This is a genomic window from Roseitalea sp. MMSF_3546 (assembly GCF_030732865.1).
Taxonomy (GTDB): Bacteria; Pseudomonadota; Alphaproteobacteria; order Rhizobiales; family Rhizobiaceae; genus Roseitalea.
This window is the reverse complement of record NZ_JASHKB010000001.1, coordinates 211,126-224,591: the sequence shown is the minus strand read 5'-3', so window position 1 is coordinate 224,591 and position 13,466 is coordinate 211,126. Positions and strand designations below refer to the sequence as shown.

At 68.8% G+C, this 13,466-nt stretch carries 9 protein-coding genes; all 9 read right to left on the bottom strand.

What is annotated here, in order from left to right; all coding sequences use genetic code 11:
• Window positions 1-54 precede the first annotated feature (54 nt).
• Window positions 55-1,617, bottom strand: coding sequence for a murein biosynthesis integral membrane protein MurJ (murJ, locus tag RBB34_RS01125; protein ID WP_306117333.1), 1,563 nt, complete (start codon window positions 1,615-1,617; stop codon window positions 55-57).
• A complete protein-coding gene (locus tag RBB34_RS01120; protein WP_306117469.1) occupies window positions 1,614-4,436 on the bottom strand; it encodes a [protein-PII] uridylyltransferase in 2,823 nt (940 codons plus the stop codon). Before RBB34_RS01120 ends, murJ begins: the two co-directional genes overlap by 4 nt.
• 21 nt (window positions 4,437-4,457) lie before the next feature.
• Window positions 4,458-7,166: a DNA mismatch repair protein MutS gene (mutS, locus tag RBB34_RS01115; protein WP_306117332.1), complete on the bottom strand. Its 2,709-nt coding sequence runs from the start codon at window positions 7,164-7,166 to the stop codon at window positions 4,458-4,460.
• Window positions 7,167-7,251: 85 nt separating this feature from the next.
• Window positions 7,252-8,103 (bottom strand): GNAT family N-acyltransferase, encoded by an 852-nt coding sequence (locus tag RBB34_RS01110; RefSeq protein WP_306117331.1) that lies wholly within the window; start codon window positions 8,101-8,103, stop codon window positions 7,252-7,254.
• A 109-nt stretch (window positions 8,104-8,212) separates the two neighbouring features.
• A complete protein-coding gene (locus RBB34_RS01105) occupies window positions 8,213-9,856 on the bottom strand; it encodes an ATP-binding protein (protein ID WP_306117330.1) in 1,644 nt (547 codons plus the stop codon).
• Window positions 9,857-9,919: 63 nt separating this feature from the next.
• Window positions 9,920-10,915: an MDR family oxidoreductase gene (locus tag RBB34_RS01100; protein ID WP_306117329.1), complete on the bottom strand. Its 996-nt coding sequence runs from the start codon at window positions 10,913-10,915 to the stop codon at window positions 9,920-9,922.
• Window positions 10,912-11,406 (bottom strand): signal peptidase II, encoded by a 495-nt coding sequence (gene lspA / locus RBB34_RS01095; protein ID WP_306117328.1) that lies wholly within the window; start codon window positions 11,404-11,406, stop codon window positions 10,912-10,914. The genes RBB34_RS01100 and lspA overlap by 4 nt, the downstream gene beginning before the upstream one ends.
• A complete protein-coding gene (locus RBB34_RS01090) occupies window positions 11,403-12,266 on the bottom strand; it encodes an RNA methyltransferase (protein WP_306117327.1) in 864 nt (287 codons plus the stop codon). Before RBB34_RS01090 ends, lspA begins: the two co-directional genes overlap by 4 nt.
• Window positions 12,263-13,369 carry an RsmD family RNA methyltransferase gene (locus tag RBB34_RS01085; RefSeq protein WP_306117326.1) on the bottom strand — a complete coding sequence of 369 codons (1,107 nt, stop codon included), beginning with the start codon at window positions 13,367-13,369 and terminating at the stop codon, window positions 12,263-12,265. The genes RBB34_RS01090 and RBB34_RS01085 overlap by 4 nt, the downstream gene beginning before the upstream one ends.
• Window positions 13,370-13,466 lie beyond the last annotated feature (97 nt).

Here is a 13,466-nt window from a genome sequence, read left to right as displayed (position 1 = left end):
GGCAAAAAGCGAGCGCCTTATGCAACGGGTCCGCCCGCGGCGCAAGGCTCGCCGTCACGCCTTGCGCACCAGCATGCGGCGCAAGGTGCCAAGGCGCGCCGCGCCTGTCAGATGCGCAATGGCGAAAAAGCTCACAATGCCGGTGCCGACGACGACGGCCAGCGCGCCGACGCGAACCGGCAGCGGGCTGGTTCGCGCCAGCGGCTCGGCGAGCAGCGCCGCCGCACCCATGACGCACGCGCCCATCAGCACGGCGCTCAGTGCCATCAGGCCCAGAAGTCGGGCCATGGAAGCGTCGATGGTCCACAGCCCGCGCCGGTTGAGCAGCGCATAAAGCAGCAGCGCATTGACCCAGCCGGCCAGCGAGGTCGCAAGCGCGATGCCGACATGGCCCAGAATCGGAAACAGCGCCAGGCTGGCGCCGATATTGACGGCGACGGCGACCGCGCCGATCTTCATCGGGGTGGCTGTGTCCTCGCGCGCGAAAAAGCCCGGCGAGAACACCTTGACCAGCACGAAGGCCGGCAGGCCGATGGCAAAGGCGCGCAGCGCGGCGGCGGTGCCGGCCGTATCCTCGGCGGTGAACTCGACGCGCTCGAACAGCACCGAGACCAGTTCCACCGGCACGACCGCCAGCGCCACGGCGGCGGGCAGGGTCAGCATCATCGAAAACTGCAGCGCGCGGGCCTCGGTCTGCCTGACGACTTCGCCATTGCCGACCTTGAGCTGGCGCGACAGTTCGGGCAGCAGCACGACGCCGATGGCGATGCCGACCACGCCGAGCGGCAACTGGTAGAGCCGGTCGGCGAGATAGAGCAGCGTCACCGCGCCGGCCTGCATGGAGGCGATGATCGTGCCGACAACGATGTTGATCTGGGTGATGCCGCCGGCGATGACGCCGGGTATGCCCAGCGTGACGAGCCGCTTCATGCGCCCGTTCCAGCGCGGGCGCACGAAGCCGAGCGGGAAGCCCTCGCGCCTGAGCGCGATGACGACCATGGCAAGCTGGGCGATGCCGCCGGCGATCACGCCGAAGGACAGCCAGACGCCCGCCGCGCGCTGCCCGACAAGGCCGGCGGCGACGATGTAGGCGAGGACGGCGATCAGGACGACATTGAGCAGGACCGGCGCGAAGGCCGCCGCCGCAAAGCGCCCCAGCCCGTTCAGGACGCCCGATATCAGCGCCAGCAGCGAGACCAGCGCCAGATAGGGAAAGGTGATCCGGGTCAGTTCGACGGCGAGGCCGAACTTGTCGGGGTCGGCGGAGAAGCCGGGCGCCAGGGCATACATGAGCACCGGCATGGCGATCATGGCGATCGCCGTCAGGGTCGCCAGCACCGTGATCAGCCCGGCCATGGCCTCGGAGGCAAAGCGGCTCGCCTCGGCACGGCCTTCGCCCTCGAGCCGTCGCGAGAACAGCGGAATGAAGGCCGAGTTGAACGCGCCCTCGGCGAACAGGCGCCGGAACAGGTTGGGAAAGCGGAAGGCGACGACGAAGGCGTCCGCCACCGGCCCGACGCCCAGGGCGGCGGCGAACAGGATGTCGCGGACGAAGCCGAGCACGCGGCTGGCCAGCGTCGCGCCGCCGACGGTGGCGAAATTGCGCAAAAGGCTCATGGGCTTGACGCGGCCCTGATCGTCCCCGAAGGCGCGGTGTCGCCGCCCGCCCCGTGCTGCTTGAGAACGGATGTCAGCGACTTGCGGATGCGGCCCTGTCGCGCCGGATCGACGATCTTCTGACCGGTCAGGTCGGTCACGTAGAAGCTGTCGATCACCTTCTCGCCGAAGGTCGTGATGTGCGCCGAGCGGATGTCGAGCCGCAGATCGGAGATCGCGCCGGTCAGATGCGACAGCAGGGCCGGCCGATCGAGCCCTTCGACCTCGATCACCGTGAAGCGGTTGGACAAGGTGTTGTTGATCCTGACCGCAGGCTCGACCTGGAAGGCGCGCAGGGCCCGCGCGGCCCGCTTGGGCTTTTGCTGGATCTCGGGCAGGCCGATATGGCCGCGCAGCACATCCTCGATCAGCGCACCGATACGGCGGGCGCGCCGCAACTCGTCCTCGTCGGCGGCGAATTCGCGCTCGATCTGGATGACGTCGAGCGCCCGTCCGTCGGTCGTGGTGAAGATGTGGGCGCTGTCGATGGAGGCGCCGGCGCTCGAACAGGCGGCGGCGATCACCGACAGCAGGCGCGGATGGTCCTGCGCCAGAATGGTGATCTCGGTGATGGCGTGAAAGCCGTGCGTGCGCACGGCCGTCGCCAGCGGGCGGCCGGCGGCGTCGGCGGCGCGGATCATCTCGGCGTGGCGGATCTGGTCGTGAAGATCGACGGTCAGGAGATAGTTGTCGTAATGCAGGTCGAGATAGGCCGTGCGCTCGGCCTGCGGCCAGTCGGCCAGCGCCTCGGCCAGGCGGGCGCGGCGCTCGGCGGCACGGCTGCGGCGGCCGGTCTCCGAAAATCCGCCCGTCAGCGCCAGTTCGGCTTCGGCATAGAGCGTGCGCAGGAGCTGGCCCTTCCAGCCGTTCCAGACCCCTGGGCCGACGGCGCGAATGTCGCAGACCGTCAGGATCAGCAGCAGCTTGAGCCGCCGCACCGTCTGCACACGGGCGGTGAAATCCTCGATCGTCTTGCGGTCGGACAGGTCGCGCCCCTGCGCCGTCATCGACATGGTCAGGTGTTCCTCGACAAGCCAGGCGATCAGCGCGGTATCCTCGGGCGAAAAGCCAAGGCGCGGGCACAGCCGGCGCGCCACCTCGGCGCCGGCGACGGAATGGTCCTGCGGCCGGCCCTTGGCGATGTCGTGCAGGAGCAGGGCGACATAGAGGATCGCCCGGTCGGCGCGAAGGCCCGGGATCAGCGTGGCGGCCAGCGGATGGTCCTCCTTGAGCGTGCCCTTCTCGATGTTCGCCAACACGCCGATGGCGCGGATCAGGTGCTCGTCGACGGTGTAGTGGTGATACATGTTGAATTGCATCATCGCGACGATCTTGCCGAATTCGGGGATGAACCGGCCAAGCACGCCGGCCTCGTTCATGCGCCGCAGGTTGAGCTCGGGATCGTTGCGCGAGGTCAGGATCTTGACGAACAGGGAATTGGCGTTGACGTCGGCGCGCAGGTCGCGGTCGATCAGCTTGAGCGAACGGCGCACGAGTTGCAGCGCCCTTGGATGGTATTCCAGACCGTAGCGGTCGGCGAGATGGAACATGCGGATCAGATTGACCGGATCGCGCTTGAACACATCGTCATCGGCGATGTTGATGCGCTGGCGGTCGATGACGAAGTCCTTGATGCCGCGGATCGTGGTGGCGCGCCGGGAAAAGGGAAGGCTCTGGAGCAGGGCCGACAGGGCCGGCGCCTGCTTGACCTCCGCATCCTCGAGGGCGGCGCAGAAGATGCGGGTGAGATCGCCGACATCCTTGGCCACGAGGAAGTAGTGCTTCATGAAGCGCTCGACGTCCTCGAGCCCGGGGTGGGTCTGATAGCCCAGCCGTTCGGCCAGATCGCGCTGGACGTCGAAGGACAGGCGCTCCTCGGCCTTGCCGGTCATGAAATGCAGGTGGCAGCGCACCGCCCACAGGAAATCCTCGCACTTGACGAACAGATTGTAATCCTTGCGGGTGAACACGCCGAGCTTGACCAGTTCGGCGCGGCGGCGGACGCGATAGACGTATTTGGCGATCCAGAACAGGGTATGCAGATCGCGCAGACCGCCCTTGCCGTCCTTGACGTTGGGCTCGACCAGATAGCGCGTTTCGCCCATGCGCCGGTGGCGCGCATCGCGCTCGGCCATCTTGGCCTGAATGAACTGTGCCGCGCTGGTGCGCACGACTTCATCGTCGAAACGCGCGATCAGCGTGTCGAACAGCTCCTCGTTTCCGATCAGGAAGCGCGCTTCCAGGATCGTGGTCGCAATCGTGATGTCGTCCTTGGAAAGGCGGATGCAATCGTCGAGATTGCGGGTGGCGTGGCCGACCTTCAGCCCCATGTCCCACAGCATGTAAAGGATGTATTCGGCGAGCTGTTCGCCAAGGGGCGTCTGCTTGTAGGGCAGCACGAACAGAAGGTCGACGTCGGAGCCCGGCGCCAGCGTGCCGCGTCCATAGCCGCCCACGGCGACCAGCGCGATGCGCTCGCCCCGGGACATGTTCGAGACCCTGAAGACCTCGGTCAGCGCGAAGCGGTAGGTGGCGCGGATGATGGTGTCCTGCAGTTGGGCGAGCCTTTGGGCGCAGCGATGGCCCGAACCGTCGGCAAACAGGCGGCGCTCGGCTTCGGCGCGGCCGTCCTTCAGCGTCTGCTTGAGATGGCCGAGCACGAGCGCCCGCGTGCTGCTCGCCCCCGCGTCGGCGCCCGACGTGCGGGCCAGCGCGACCAGTTGCGCGGTGAGCGCATCGGCGTCCGGTTCCGGCGGGTCGTCGGTCAGCGCGGCGGGCATCATCCGGGCCGTTGCCATCGATCAGTCCTTTCCCGCCGCCAGGGCCTTGAGCGCATAGAGCGCCTCGAGCGCGGCGCGCGGTGTCATGTCGTCGGGCGTCAGTTCGGCCAGCGCCGCCTCGATCTGGCTGGGCTTGCCGGCCGGCGCCGCCGGCGCCGCGGCCGAGGCGATCGAAAACAGCGGCAGGTCGTCGATCAGGTCGGCCGTGCCACGGTCGCGGTTCCGTGCCTCGAGCCGGTCGAGCACCTGGCGGGCGCGCTCGACGACCGCATGCGGCAGCCCCGCCAGCCGGGCCACTTGGACGCCATAGGAGCGGTCGGCGGCGCCGCGCGTCACCTCGTGCAGGAAGATGACATCGCCCTGCCATTCCTTGACGCGCATGGTCACGTTGACCAGCCGGCCGAGCTTTTCGTTCAGCGCCGTCAGTTCATGGAAATGGGTCGCAAACAGCGTCCGGCAACGATTGTGCTCATGCAGGAATTCGATCGCCGCCCAGGCGATCGACAGCCCGTCAAAGGTGGCCGTGCCGCGGCCGATCTCGTCGAGAATGACCAGGGCATTCTCGCCGGCCTGATTGAGGATCGCGGCGGTCTCGACCATCTCGACCATGAAGGTCGAGCGCCCGCGCGCCAGGTCGTCCGAGGCGCCAACGCGCGAAAACAGCCGGTCGACCACGCCGACATGCGCCTGGCCGGCGGGCACGAACGCGCCCATCTGGGCCAGGATCGCGATCAGCGCGTTCTGGCGCAAGAAGGTCGACTTGCCGCCCATGTTCGGGCCGGTCAGCAGCCACAGCGCGCCATGGCCCGCGCCGTTCTGCGGAGACAGGTCGCAGTCATTGGCGACGAACGGGTCGGCGGCCTGGCGCCTGAGCGCCTGCTCGACCACCGGATGACGGCCCGCGACGATGCGGAAGGTGCGGCTGCCATCGACCACCGGCCGGCACCAGCCCTGGGCGGTGGCGAGATCGGCGAGCGCCGCCGAGACATCGAACACGGCGAGCGCCCGGGCGACGGCGCCGATCGCCTCGGCCCGTTCGACGGCCATGGTGCGCAGCTCGTCGAAGACGGCGAGCTCGATCTCGAGCGCGCGGCCCGCCGCGTTGGCGATGCGGCTTTCCAGGTCGGCCAGTTCGGTCGTCGTGAAGCGGACGGCGCTGGCCAGCGTCTGGCGATGGATGAAACGTGCCTTGGCCTCGTGCGTGCCGGTCAGCGCGCCGGCATTGAGCGCAGTGACCTCGATGAAATAGCCAAGAACGTTGTTGTGGCGGATCTTGAGCGACTTGACGCCGGTTTGGGCGGCATAGTCCGCCTGAAGGCCGGCGATGACGCGGCGGCTTTCGTCGCGCAGCGCGCGCATCTCGTCGAGTTCGCCGTGGTGGCCGGCGCGCACGAAGCCGCCATCGCGCGCCAGAAGCGGCACGTCCTCGTCAAGGGCGGCGGCGAGCGCCTCGGCGAGGTCGGCGGGCAGGGCGCCGAGCGCCTGGCGCGCCGCGGCCAGTTCGGCGGGCAGGTCGCGGCCCTCGAGCAGGTGGCGCAGTTCGGCGGCGGTCTGCAGCCCTTCGCCCAGCGCGCGCAGATCGCGCGGGCCACCGCGGTTGAGCGACAGGCGCGAAAGGGCCCGCGCCATGTCGGGCGCCTGCTTGAGCCGGGCGACGAGCTCGCCGGCGAGCGCGTCGTCGGCGACGAAGAACGCGACCGAATCGAGCCGGTCGGCGATCGCCGCCGGATCGGTCAGCGGCGCGCGCAGACGGGCGGCGAGAAGGCGCGAGCCGGCACCGGTGACCGTGCGGTCGATGGCGTGCAGCAGGCTGCCCTCGCGCCCGCCCGCAAGGGTGCGCTCGAGTTCGAGATTGGCCCGCGTCGCCGGGTCGATGAACATCTTGTCGGTGACCGAGTCGCGCTGCGGGCGCTGCAGCACCGGGCGTTCGGCGACCTGGGTCTTTTCGACATAGGCGAGCGCGCCGGCGGCGGCGGCCAGTTCGGCGCGGGAGAAGTCGCCAAAGCCCTCAAGCGTCGCCACGCCGAAATAGCGCGCCAGCCGGTCGGCGGCGGTGGCGCTGTCGAACAGGCTTGGCGGGTGCGGCGCGACCATGCGGCCGAAGGCATCGAAGACCGGCCGAAGTCCGGGCTCGTGGAACAGCGGCTCGGCCAGGATGATCTCCCTGGGCGCAATGCGGGTGATGTCGGCCTCGAGGCGTTCGGCGGCCGTCTCGCCAAGGCGGAACTCGCCGGTCGAGATGTCGATCCAGGCCATGGCCATCTCGCCGGAGGCGCGGATGCGCGCAATGGCAAGCAGGAAAGTGGCCTCGCCCGGCGCGAGCAGCTTGTCCTCGGTGATGGTGGCCGGCGTGACCAGACGCGTGACATCGCGGCGCACGACGGCCTTGGAGCCGCGCTTTTTCGCTTCCGCCGGGTCCTCGAGCTGCTCGCAGACCGCGACGCGGTGGCCGAGCGCGATCAGCTTTTGCAGATAGTCGTCGGCGGAATGGACCGGCACGCCGCACATGGGGATGTCCTCGCCGGCGTGCTTGCCGCGCTTGGTCAGCGCGATGCCGAGCGCCCGCGCGGCGATCTCGGCGTCGCCAAAGAACAACTCGTAGAAATCGCCCATCCGGTAGAACAGCAGCGAATCGGGATTGGCCGCCTTGATCTCGATATACTGCGCCATCATCGGCGTCGCCGTGGCGGCATCGTCCTTGCCGGTCGTGACGGGGCGCATCTGGGTCATGGTCAGCTTGAATACGCGTCTTGCGCCGCGTTTCCAACGCCCCCGGGCCGCCATGCCACGGGTTTTGCGCGTGCCGGCCGTGCCTTCAGGCCGCAAAGCGGCTGGCGTCGGTGCCGTAATAGGTCAGATAGCGGGCATCGATATGCTCGACGGGCAGAATGACGAGCACGTCGATCGAGGCGAAGACAGGATCGATCACCGCGCCGTCGCCGAACTTCGCGCCGAGACGCAGATAGCCCTTGACGAGCGGCGGCAGGGCGCGCATCGCCGTCCGCAGGTCGATGGCCTCGGCGCCGGTCATGTCCATGTCGACGCCGATAGCGTCATGCGCCCGCGCGGCCCAGGCGCCTTCGGCGCGGGCATGGTGGTGGAGCAAGGACAGTGCCTGGGCATGGGCGGCCGGGTCGGTGCCGGCAAAGGAGGCGCAGCCGAGCATGACATCGAGGTCATGGCGGCGGCAATAGGCCCAGATCCCCTGCCAGAGCAGTTCGATGGTGCGCCTGCCGCGATAGGCGGGCGCCACGCAGGAACGTCCGAGCTCGACGAACCGCCGGCCGCGATGCCGCGCCAGCAGGGGCGCGATGTCGAAGGTGGCGGCCGAATAGAAGGCGCCGCCGGCGCCAAGCCGGTCCGCGGGCAGCAGCCGGTAGGTGCCGACGATGCGGCGCTCGTCCGGGCCGGGCAGGCCGGTGTCGAGGACGATCAGGTGGTCGCAGACGGCGTCGTGGGCGTCCTCGTCGCGCCCGCTGCACGCCTTGGTCCCCAGATCGGCGCCGAATTCTTGCGAGAACACGTCAAAGCGCAGCCTCTGAGCGGCGCGCAGTTCGGCCGAGTTGCGGATGAGACGGGTCTCGAGCGGGCCGAGCCTGCCAAGGCTTCCAAGGCACGGCTCCGGGTTCGGCAGTTCATCGAGCGGGGCAGGACTGAGGACGGTCATCGACGAACCCCGTGTTCGGCGCAGATGTACGGCAAGGCCATTATGTAGGTGCGAACACAATTCGATGACAGGCTTTTCGCCCCGTTGCGACGAAAAAACGCAAACCGCCTCATGCGGCGGACTGCGCGTCGACCCGGGGCAGGAACATGTCCAGATATTCAAGACAGAGCGGCTTCTGGATGACCGCCTGGGCTCCGAGCGCCAGAAGCGACTGTTCGGTTTCGGCGTGATCGTCGGCGGTCAGCGCGATGACGGGTACGCGCGGGGCGAGCCCGGCGGCGTCCTCGTGGCTGCGGATCATGCGGATCGCCTCGGCGCCGTCCATGACGGGCATGTGCACATCCATCAGGACGAGGTCGAAGGCGGTGCCGCCCGCCACGAAGTGCCGCACGGCGTCCTGTCCGTTCTCGGCGAGCGTGACCTTGTGTCCGGCCTTTTCGAGCATGGTGCGGGCCAAAAGCGCGTTGACCGGATTGTCCTCGGCCAGAAGAATGCTGCGCGGCGTGGTGCCCAGATGCGGCGCGCGGCGCTTCTCGCGCACGGTGTCGGCATCGCTGTCGTCGAAACTGTGGGTGAGCACGCGCAGGAGCGTCGCCTCGCGCACCGGGCGGGTCAGAAAGGCGTGACCGGCGGCCTTGAACGCGGCGCCGAGCGTGCCGCGCTGGGCCGGCTCGATCAGCACCACCGCGCGCCAGCCGGTTTCCTTCAGCCTGTCGGCGAGGGCGAGCGCGGAGCCGCTTTCGCCAAGGATGCGGCTGTCGATCAGCGCCGTGCCGTTGTGCCGTGCCGCGGCGCGCTCCGACACGTCTGCGGCGGTGTCGCAGCGGACCGCCTTGGCGCCCGCTTCGGCCATGACGGCGGCAAGCGCTTGCGCCTCGAAGCCGGCGCGCATCAGCAAAACGAAGTCGCGGCCGGACAGCGGCGCCTCGCGCCTGGCTGGAGCCGGCGCGATGCCCGTCGGAAGGCGGATCTCGAAACGCGTGCCCGCGCCGACCGTGCTGTGGCAGGCGATCGTGCCGTTCAGCCGGTCGACGATGCGCCTTGCGATGGAAAGGCCGAGGCCGGCCCCCTCGTGCGGGCGCGCGAGGCTCATGTCGACCTGCTCGAAGGGTTCGAAGATGTCTGCCTGCTTGTCGGCGGGAATGCCCGGCCCGGTATCGCTGACGGCGACCTTGAGATCGCGGGCCACGGTGTCCGCGCGCGCCGCGCACAGGCCGATCTCGACGAGCACGCCGCCGGCCTGCGTGAACTTGATGGCGTTGCCGACGACATTGAACAGGATCTGGCGCAGCCCCTTGGAATCGGCGCGGAAGGTCTCGGGCACCGCCGGATCGATGCGATAGGCGAGATCGAGGTCCTTGTCGTGGGCGCGCGCGGCCAGAAGCTCGATGACGCCGCCGGTGAGGCTGCGAATCTCGGTCGCCTCATAGACCGGAGCGGGCGTTTCGGCGCCGCTGCGCCCGAATTCGAGAAGGTCGCCGACCAGCAGCATCAGCGCCTGCGAGGACGAGCCGATCGCCTCGACATAGTTGCGCTGTTCGGCGGTGAGCCGGGTGTCGGCGAGCAGCTTGCTCATGCCGATGATGCCGTTGAGCGGCGTGCGGAGCTCGTGGCTGACGATGGCCAGAAAGCGCGACTTGGCCGCATGCGCATCGCCCAGCAATGCGTGCGCGTCGGCTGTCCGCCAGTGCCGGTCGTGGCTGGCTTCGTCCGCCTCGGCACCGATGCCGGATTGTGCTGGGCGTCGCTCCATGGCGCGATCATCGCACGCCATGGTTATCGTTTCGTTGCCTGCGCGAGAGCGGTTGCGGACGGCTCAACCGGTCATGTCGACAACCACCCGGCCGCGTATCTGTCCGTTCAGGATGGCTTCGGCCGTCGGTATGATGTCGTCAAAGCCGATCGTGCGCGACAGGCTTTGAAGCTTTTGCGGGTCGAGATCGGTCGCCAGCCGCGCCCAGGCCGTCTCGCGCAGGGGGCGCGGCGCCATTACCGAATCGATGCCCAGAAGCGACACCCCGCGCAGAATGAACGGCGCGACCGTGGCCGGCAGGTCCATGCCCTGGGCGAGCCCGCAGGCGGCAATGGTGCCGCCGCGCATGGTCTGCGCGAGCACGTTGGCAAGGGTATGCGAGCCCGCTGAATCGACGCCGCACGCCCAGCGCTCGGCGCCGAGCGGCCGGCCGGGTTCGGACAGTTCGGCGCGGTCGATGATTTCCGACGCGCCAAGCGAGGACAGGAACGCGCTCTCGCCGGTGCGCCCGGTCGAGGCGATGACATGATAGCCGAGCCGGGACAGGACGGAGATGGCGACCGTGCCCACACCGCCATTGGCGCCGGTGACGATGGCCGGCCCGGCATCGGGCGTGACGCCGGCGCGTTCGAGCGCCAGGATCGACAGCATGGCGGTGTAGCCGGCAGTGCCGATCGCCATGGCCTGTTGCGCGGTGAACGCATCGGGCAGGGCGATGAGCCAGTCGCCGCTGACGCGCGCGCGGCCGGCATAGGCGCCGTAGTGGGTCTCGCCGACGCCCCAGCCATTGAGGATCACGCGGTCGCCGGGCTTCCAGTCGGCGTGGTCGGAAGAAAGGACGGTGCCGGCGAAGTCGATGCCGGGAATCATCGGCCAGCGGCGCACGACCGGCGAAGCGCCGGTGATGGCGAGCCCGTCCTTGTAGTTGACCGTCGTCGCTTCGACGGCGACGGTGACGTCGCCGTCCATCAGGTCGTCCTCGGTCAGCGTCTTGACGGTCACGGACTGGTTCCTGGCCTCGTCGCGCGTGACCATGATCGCCTTGAACGTGTCGCTCATTCGTCCTCTCCCTTGCGTTCGCTCTTGCGGGCGGCCTGCCAGGCGAGCACTTCGTCCAGGATCACCAGCCCCGCCCCGATGGTGATCGCCGCATCGGCCAGGTTGAAGATGGCGAACGACCAGCCCGGCGTGTGAAACAGGAAATAGTCGATCACATAGCCATATAGCACGCGATCGATCAGATTGCCGATTGCACCGCCAATGATCAGCGCAAAGCCGATATGGGCGAGCCGGCGCTCGGGCGGGCTCGATGCCCAAAGCCAGGTGACGAAGGCCGAAACGGCCAGGCTGAGGCCGATCAGCGGCAGCGGACCGGCGCCCGACAGCATGGAAAAGGCGATGCCCGGATTGTGCGTCAGGAAGAGAGCGAAGAAGGGCAGCAGGTCGATGCGCTGGTGATAGTCCATGACCTGCTCGATGCCGATCTTGATCGCCTGGTCGGCGGCGACCAGCGCGGTGACGGTCACAACGGCCGTCGAGAGGCGCTTCATGGCAGGGCTCCTGCGGGCTCGACGGCTAGCGCGTGGCGGCGCGCCTCGTAAAGGCAGATGGCGGTGGCGACGGCCAGGTTGAGCGAGTCGGCGCGGCCGGCCTGCGGAATGCGGATCAAAGTGGTGCAGACCTCGACGAGCGCCGCGGGCAGTCCGGCCTGTTCGTTGCCCATCAGCAGCAGGATCGGGCCGTCGGCATAGTCCGGCGCGCGGTAGTCGACCGCGCCCTCCAGATGAGTGCCCACGATCTGGCCGGGCCAGTTGCGGGCGAGCGCGATGAACGCGTCCTGGCGCATCCGCGCGACGGGCACGGCGAAGATCGAGCCCATGGTGGCGCGCACGGTCTCGGTGGCGAACGGGTCGGTGGTCTCGCCGACCAGGATCACGCCCGCCGCGCCGGCGGCGTCGGCGGTGCGGATGATCGTGCCAAGATTGCCCGGATCGCGCACCCGGTCGAGCGCGATCCAGACATCGCCCGGGGCAGGATCGATGCGACGGGGATCGGCGAAGCGCCGCTGCATGACCGCGGCGACCATCTGCGGATTGTCGCGGCGGGTGATCGTCCCCAGCAGCTTTTCGGGGACCAGCAGGACATCGGCGCCGGCGGCCACGCAGCGCGCGGCGAGCGCCTCGACACGGTCATTGCCGCGTTGCGAGCGCGCCTGGATCAGCGTGCGCACGCGCCAACCGGCATCGAGCGCGTCGATGATCAGTTTCATGCCCTCGGCGAGGAAGCTGTCGGTTTCCTCGCGATGGCGCTTTTTTTCGAGCAGGCGGATCTGCTTGACGATCGGATTGGCGGCGGAGGTGATCTCCTTGACCCGGCCGGGGGCGCGCGCAGCGGTGTCCACGGCGGTCACGCTCCCGGCGTCCAGCGGCTGAACATGGAGGTGGAAAGCGCGCGATCGGCGGCCTTCTCACGCAGGACCAGTTCGCCCGATTCCACATAGCCCGGCTCGTTCCGGCCAGGCGGCGCGAAACCGGTCATCGTCTCCATCATGAGCTCGTGGATCGCAAACATCGAGGCACGGATGGCATAGGCGGTCAGCACCATCATCAGCGGTCTCTCGGTGAGGATGGCGCGGCAGCCGTCGAGCATGTCGGGCAGATGCTCGAACAGTTGCCAGACCTCCCCCGCCGGGCCGCGGCCATAGGCGGGCGGGTCGAGCAGCACGATGTCGTAGACATTGCCGCGCCGGCCCTCGCGGACGACGAATTTCATCGCGTCCTCGCAGATCCAGCGGATCGGCTTGTCCTCGAGCCCGGCATGGGCCTGGTTCTCGCGCGCCCAGCCGATCGCCTTTTTGGAGGCGTCGACATGGGTGACCTCGGCGCCGGCGCGGGCGGCGACGAGAGAGGCGATGCCGGTATAGCCGAACAGGTTGAGCACGCGCACCGGCCGGCCCGCACGGGAAATGGCCTGGTCCATGGCACGCCAGTGAACCGCCTGTTCGGCGAAGACGCCGACATGGCGGAACGAGGTGAACCGGCCCAGATAGCCGATACCGTCGAAGCGCATCGGCCAGGTCTCGCCATGCCGGGCCTTCGGAAAACGCCAGCGTCCGACGCCCTCCTCGTCGGTGTCGCCGGTGAAGATCGCGTCCGCCGCGTCCCATTCGGAAGCAGGCAGGGCCTTGCCCCAGATCGCCTGCTGCTCGGGGCGCACCAGCCGCATGGCGCCATACTGCTCCAGCTTGCGGCCGTCGCCCGTGTCGAGCAGCGCGTAGTCGTCATCGGGCCGGGCCTCGAGGATCACCGGCACGGCCTGGCGCGGCCGTTCGCCGCTTCGGCGCCGGCGCGGGGCCGCGTCGCGGTCCGGCCGCTTCGCCTCGGTGGGGGCGGCGTGCCTGGGCTTGGGCCGGAAGGTCTGCCCGGCGCCGTTGCGATCGCGTCTTGCGGGGGCGTCGCGCCGTGTGTCGGCGGGCCGGGAATGGCGGCCGCGGGGAGACCGGTCCTTGCTCATCGGCCCGATATGGCCGCCAATGATGGCGTTGTGAAGAGCGCGCGCCTGCGTTCTTGACGTGCGCTTGCCCGCGCATTTGACTTCGAAGCCGGCAAGG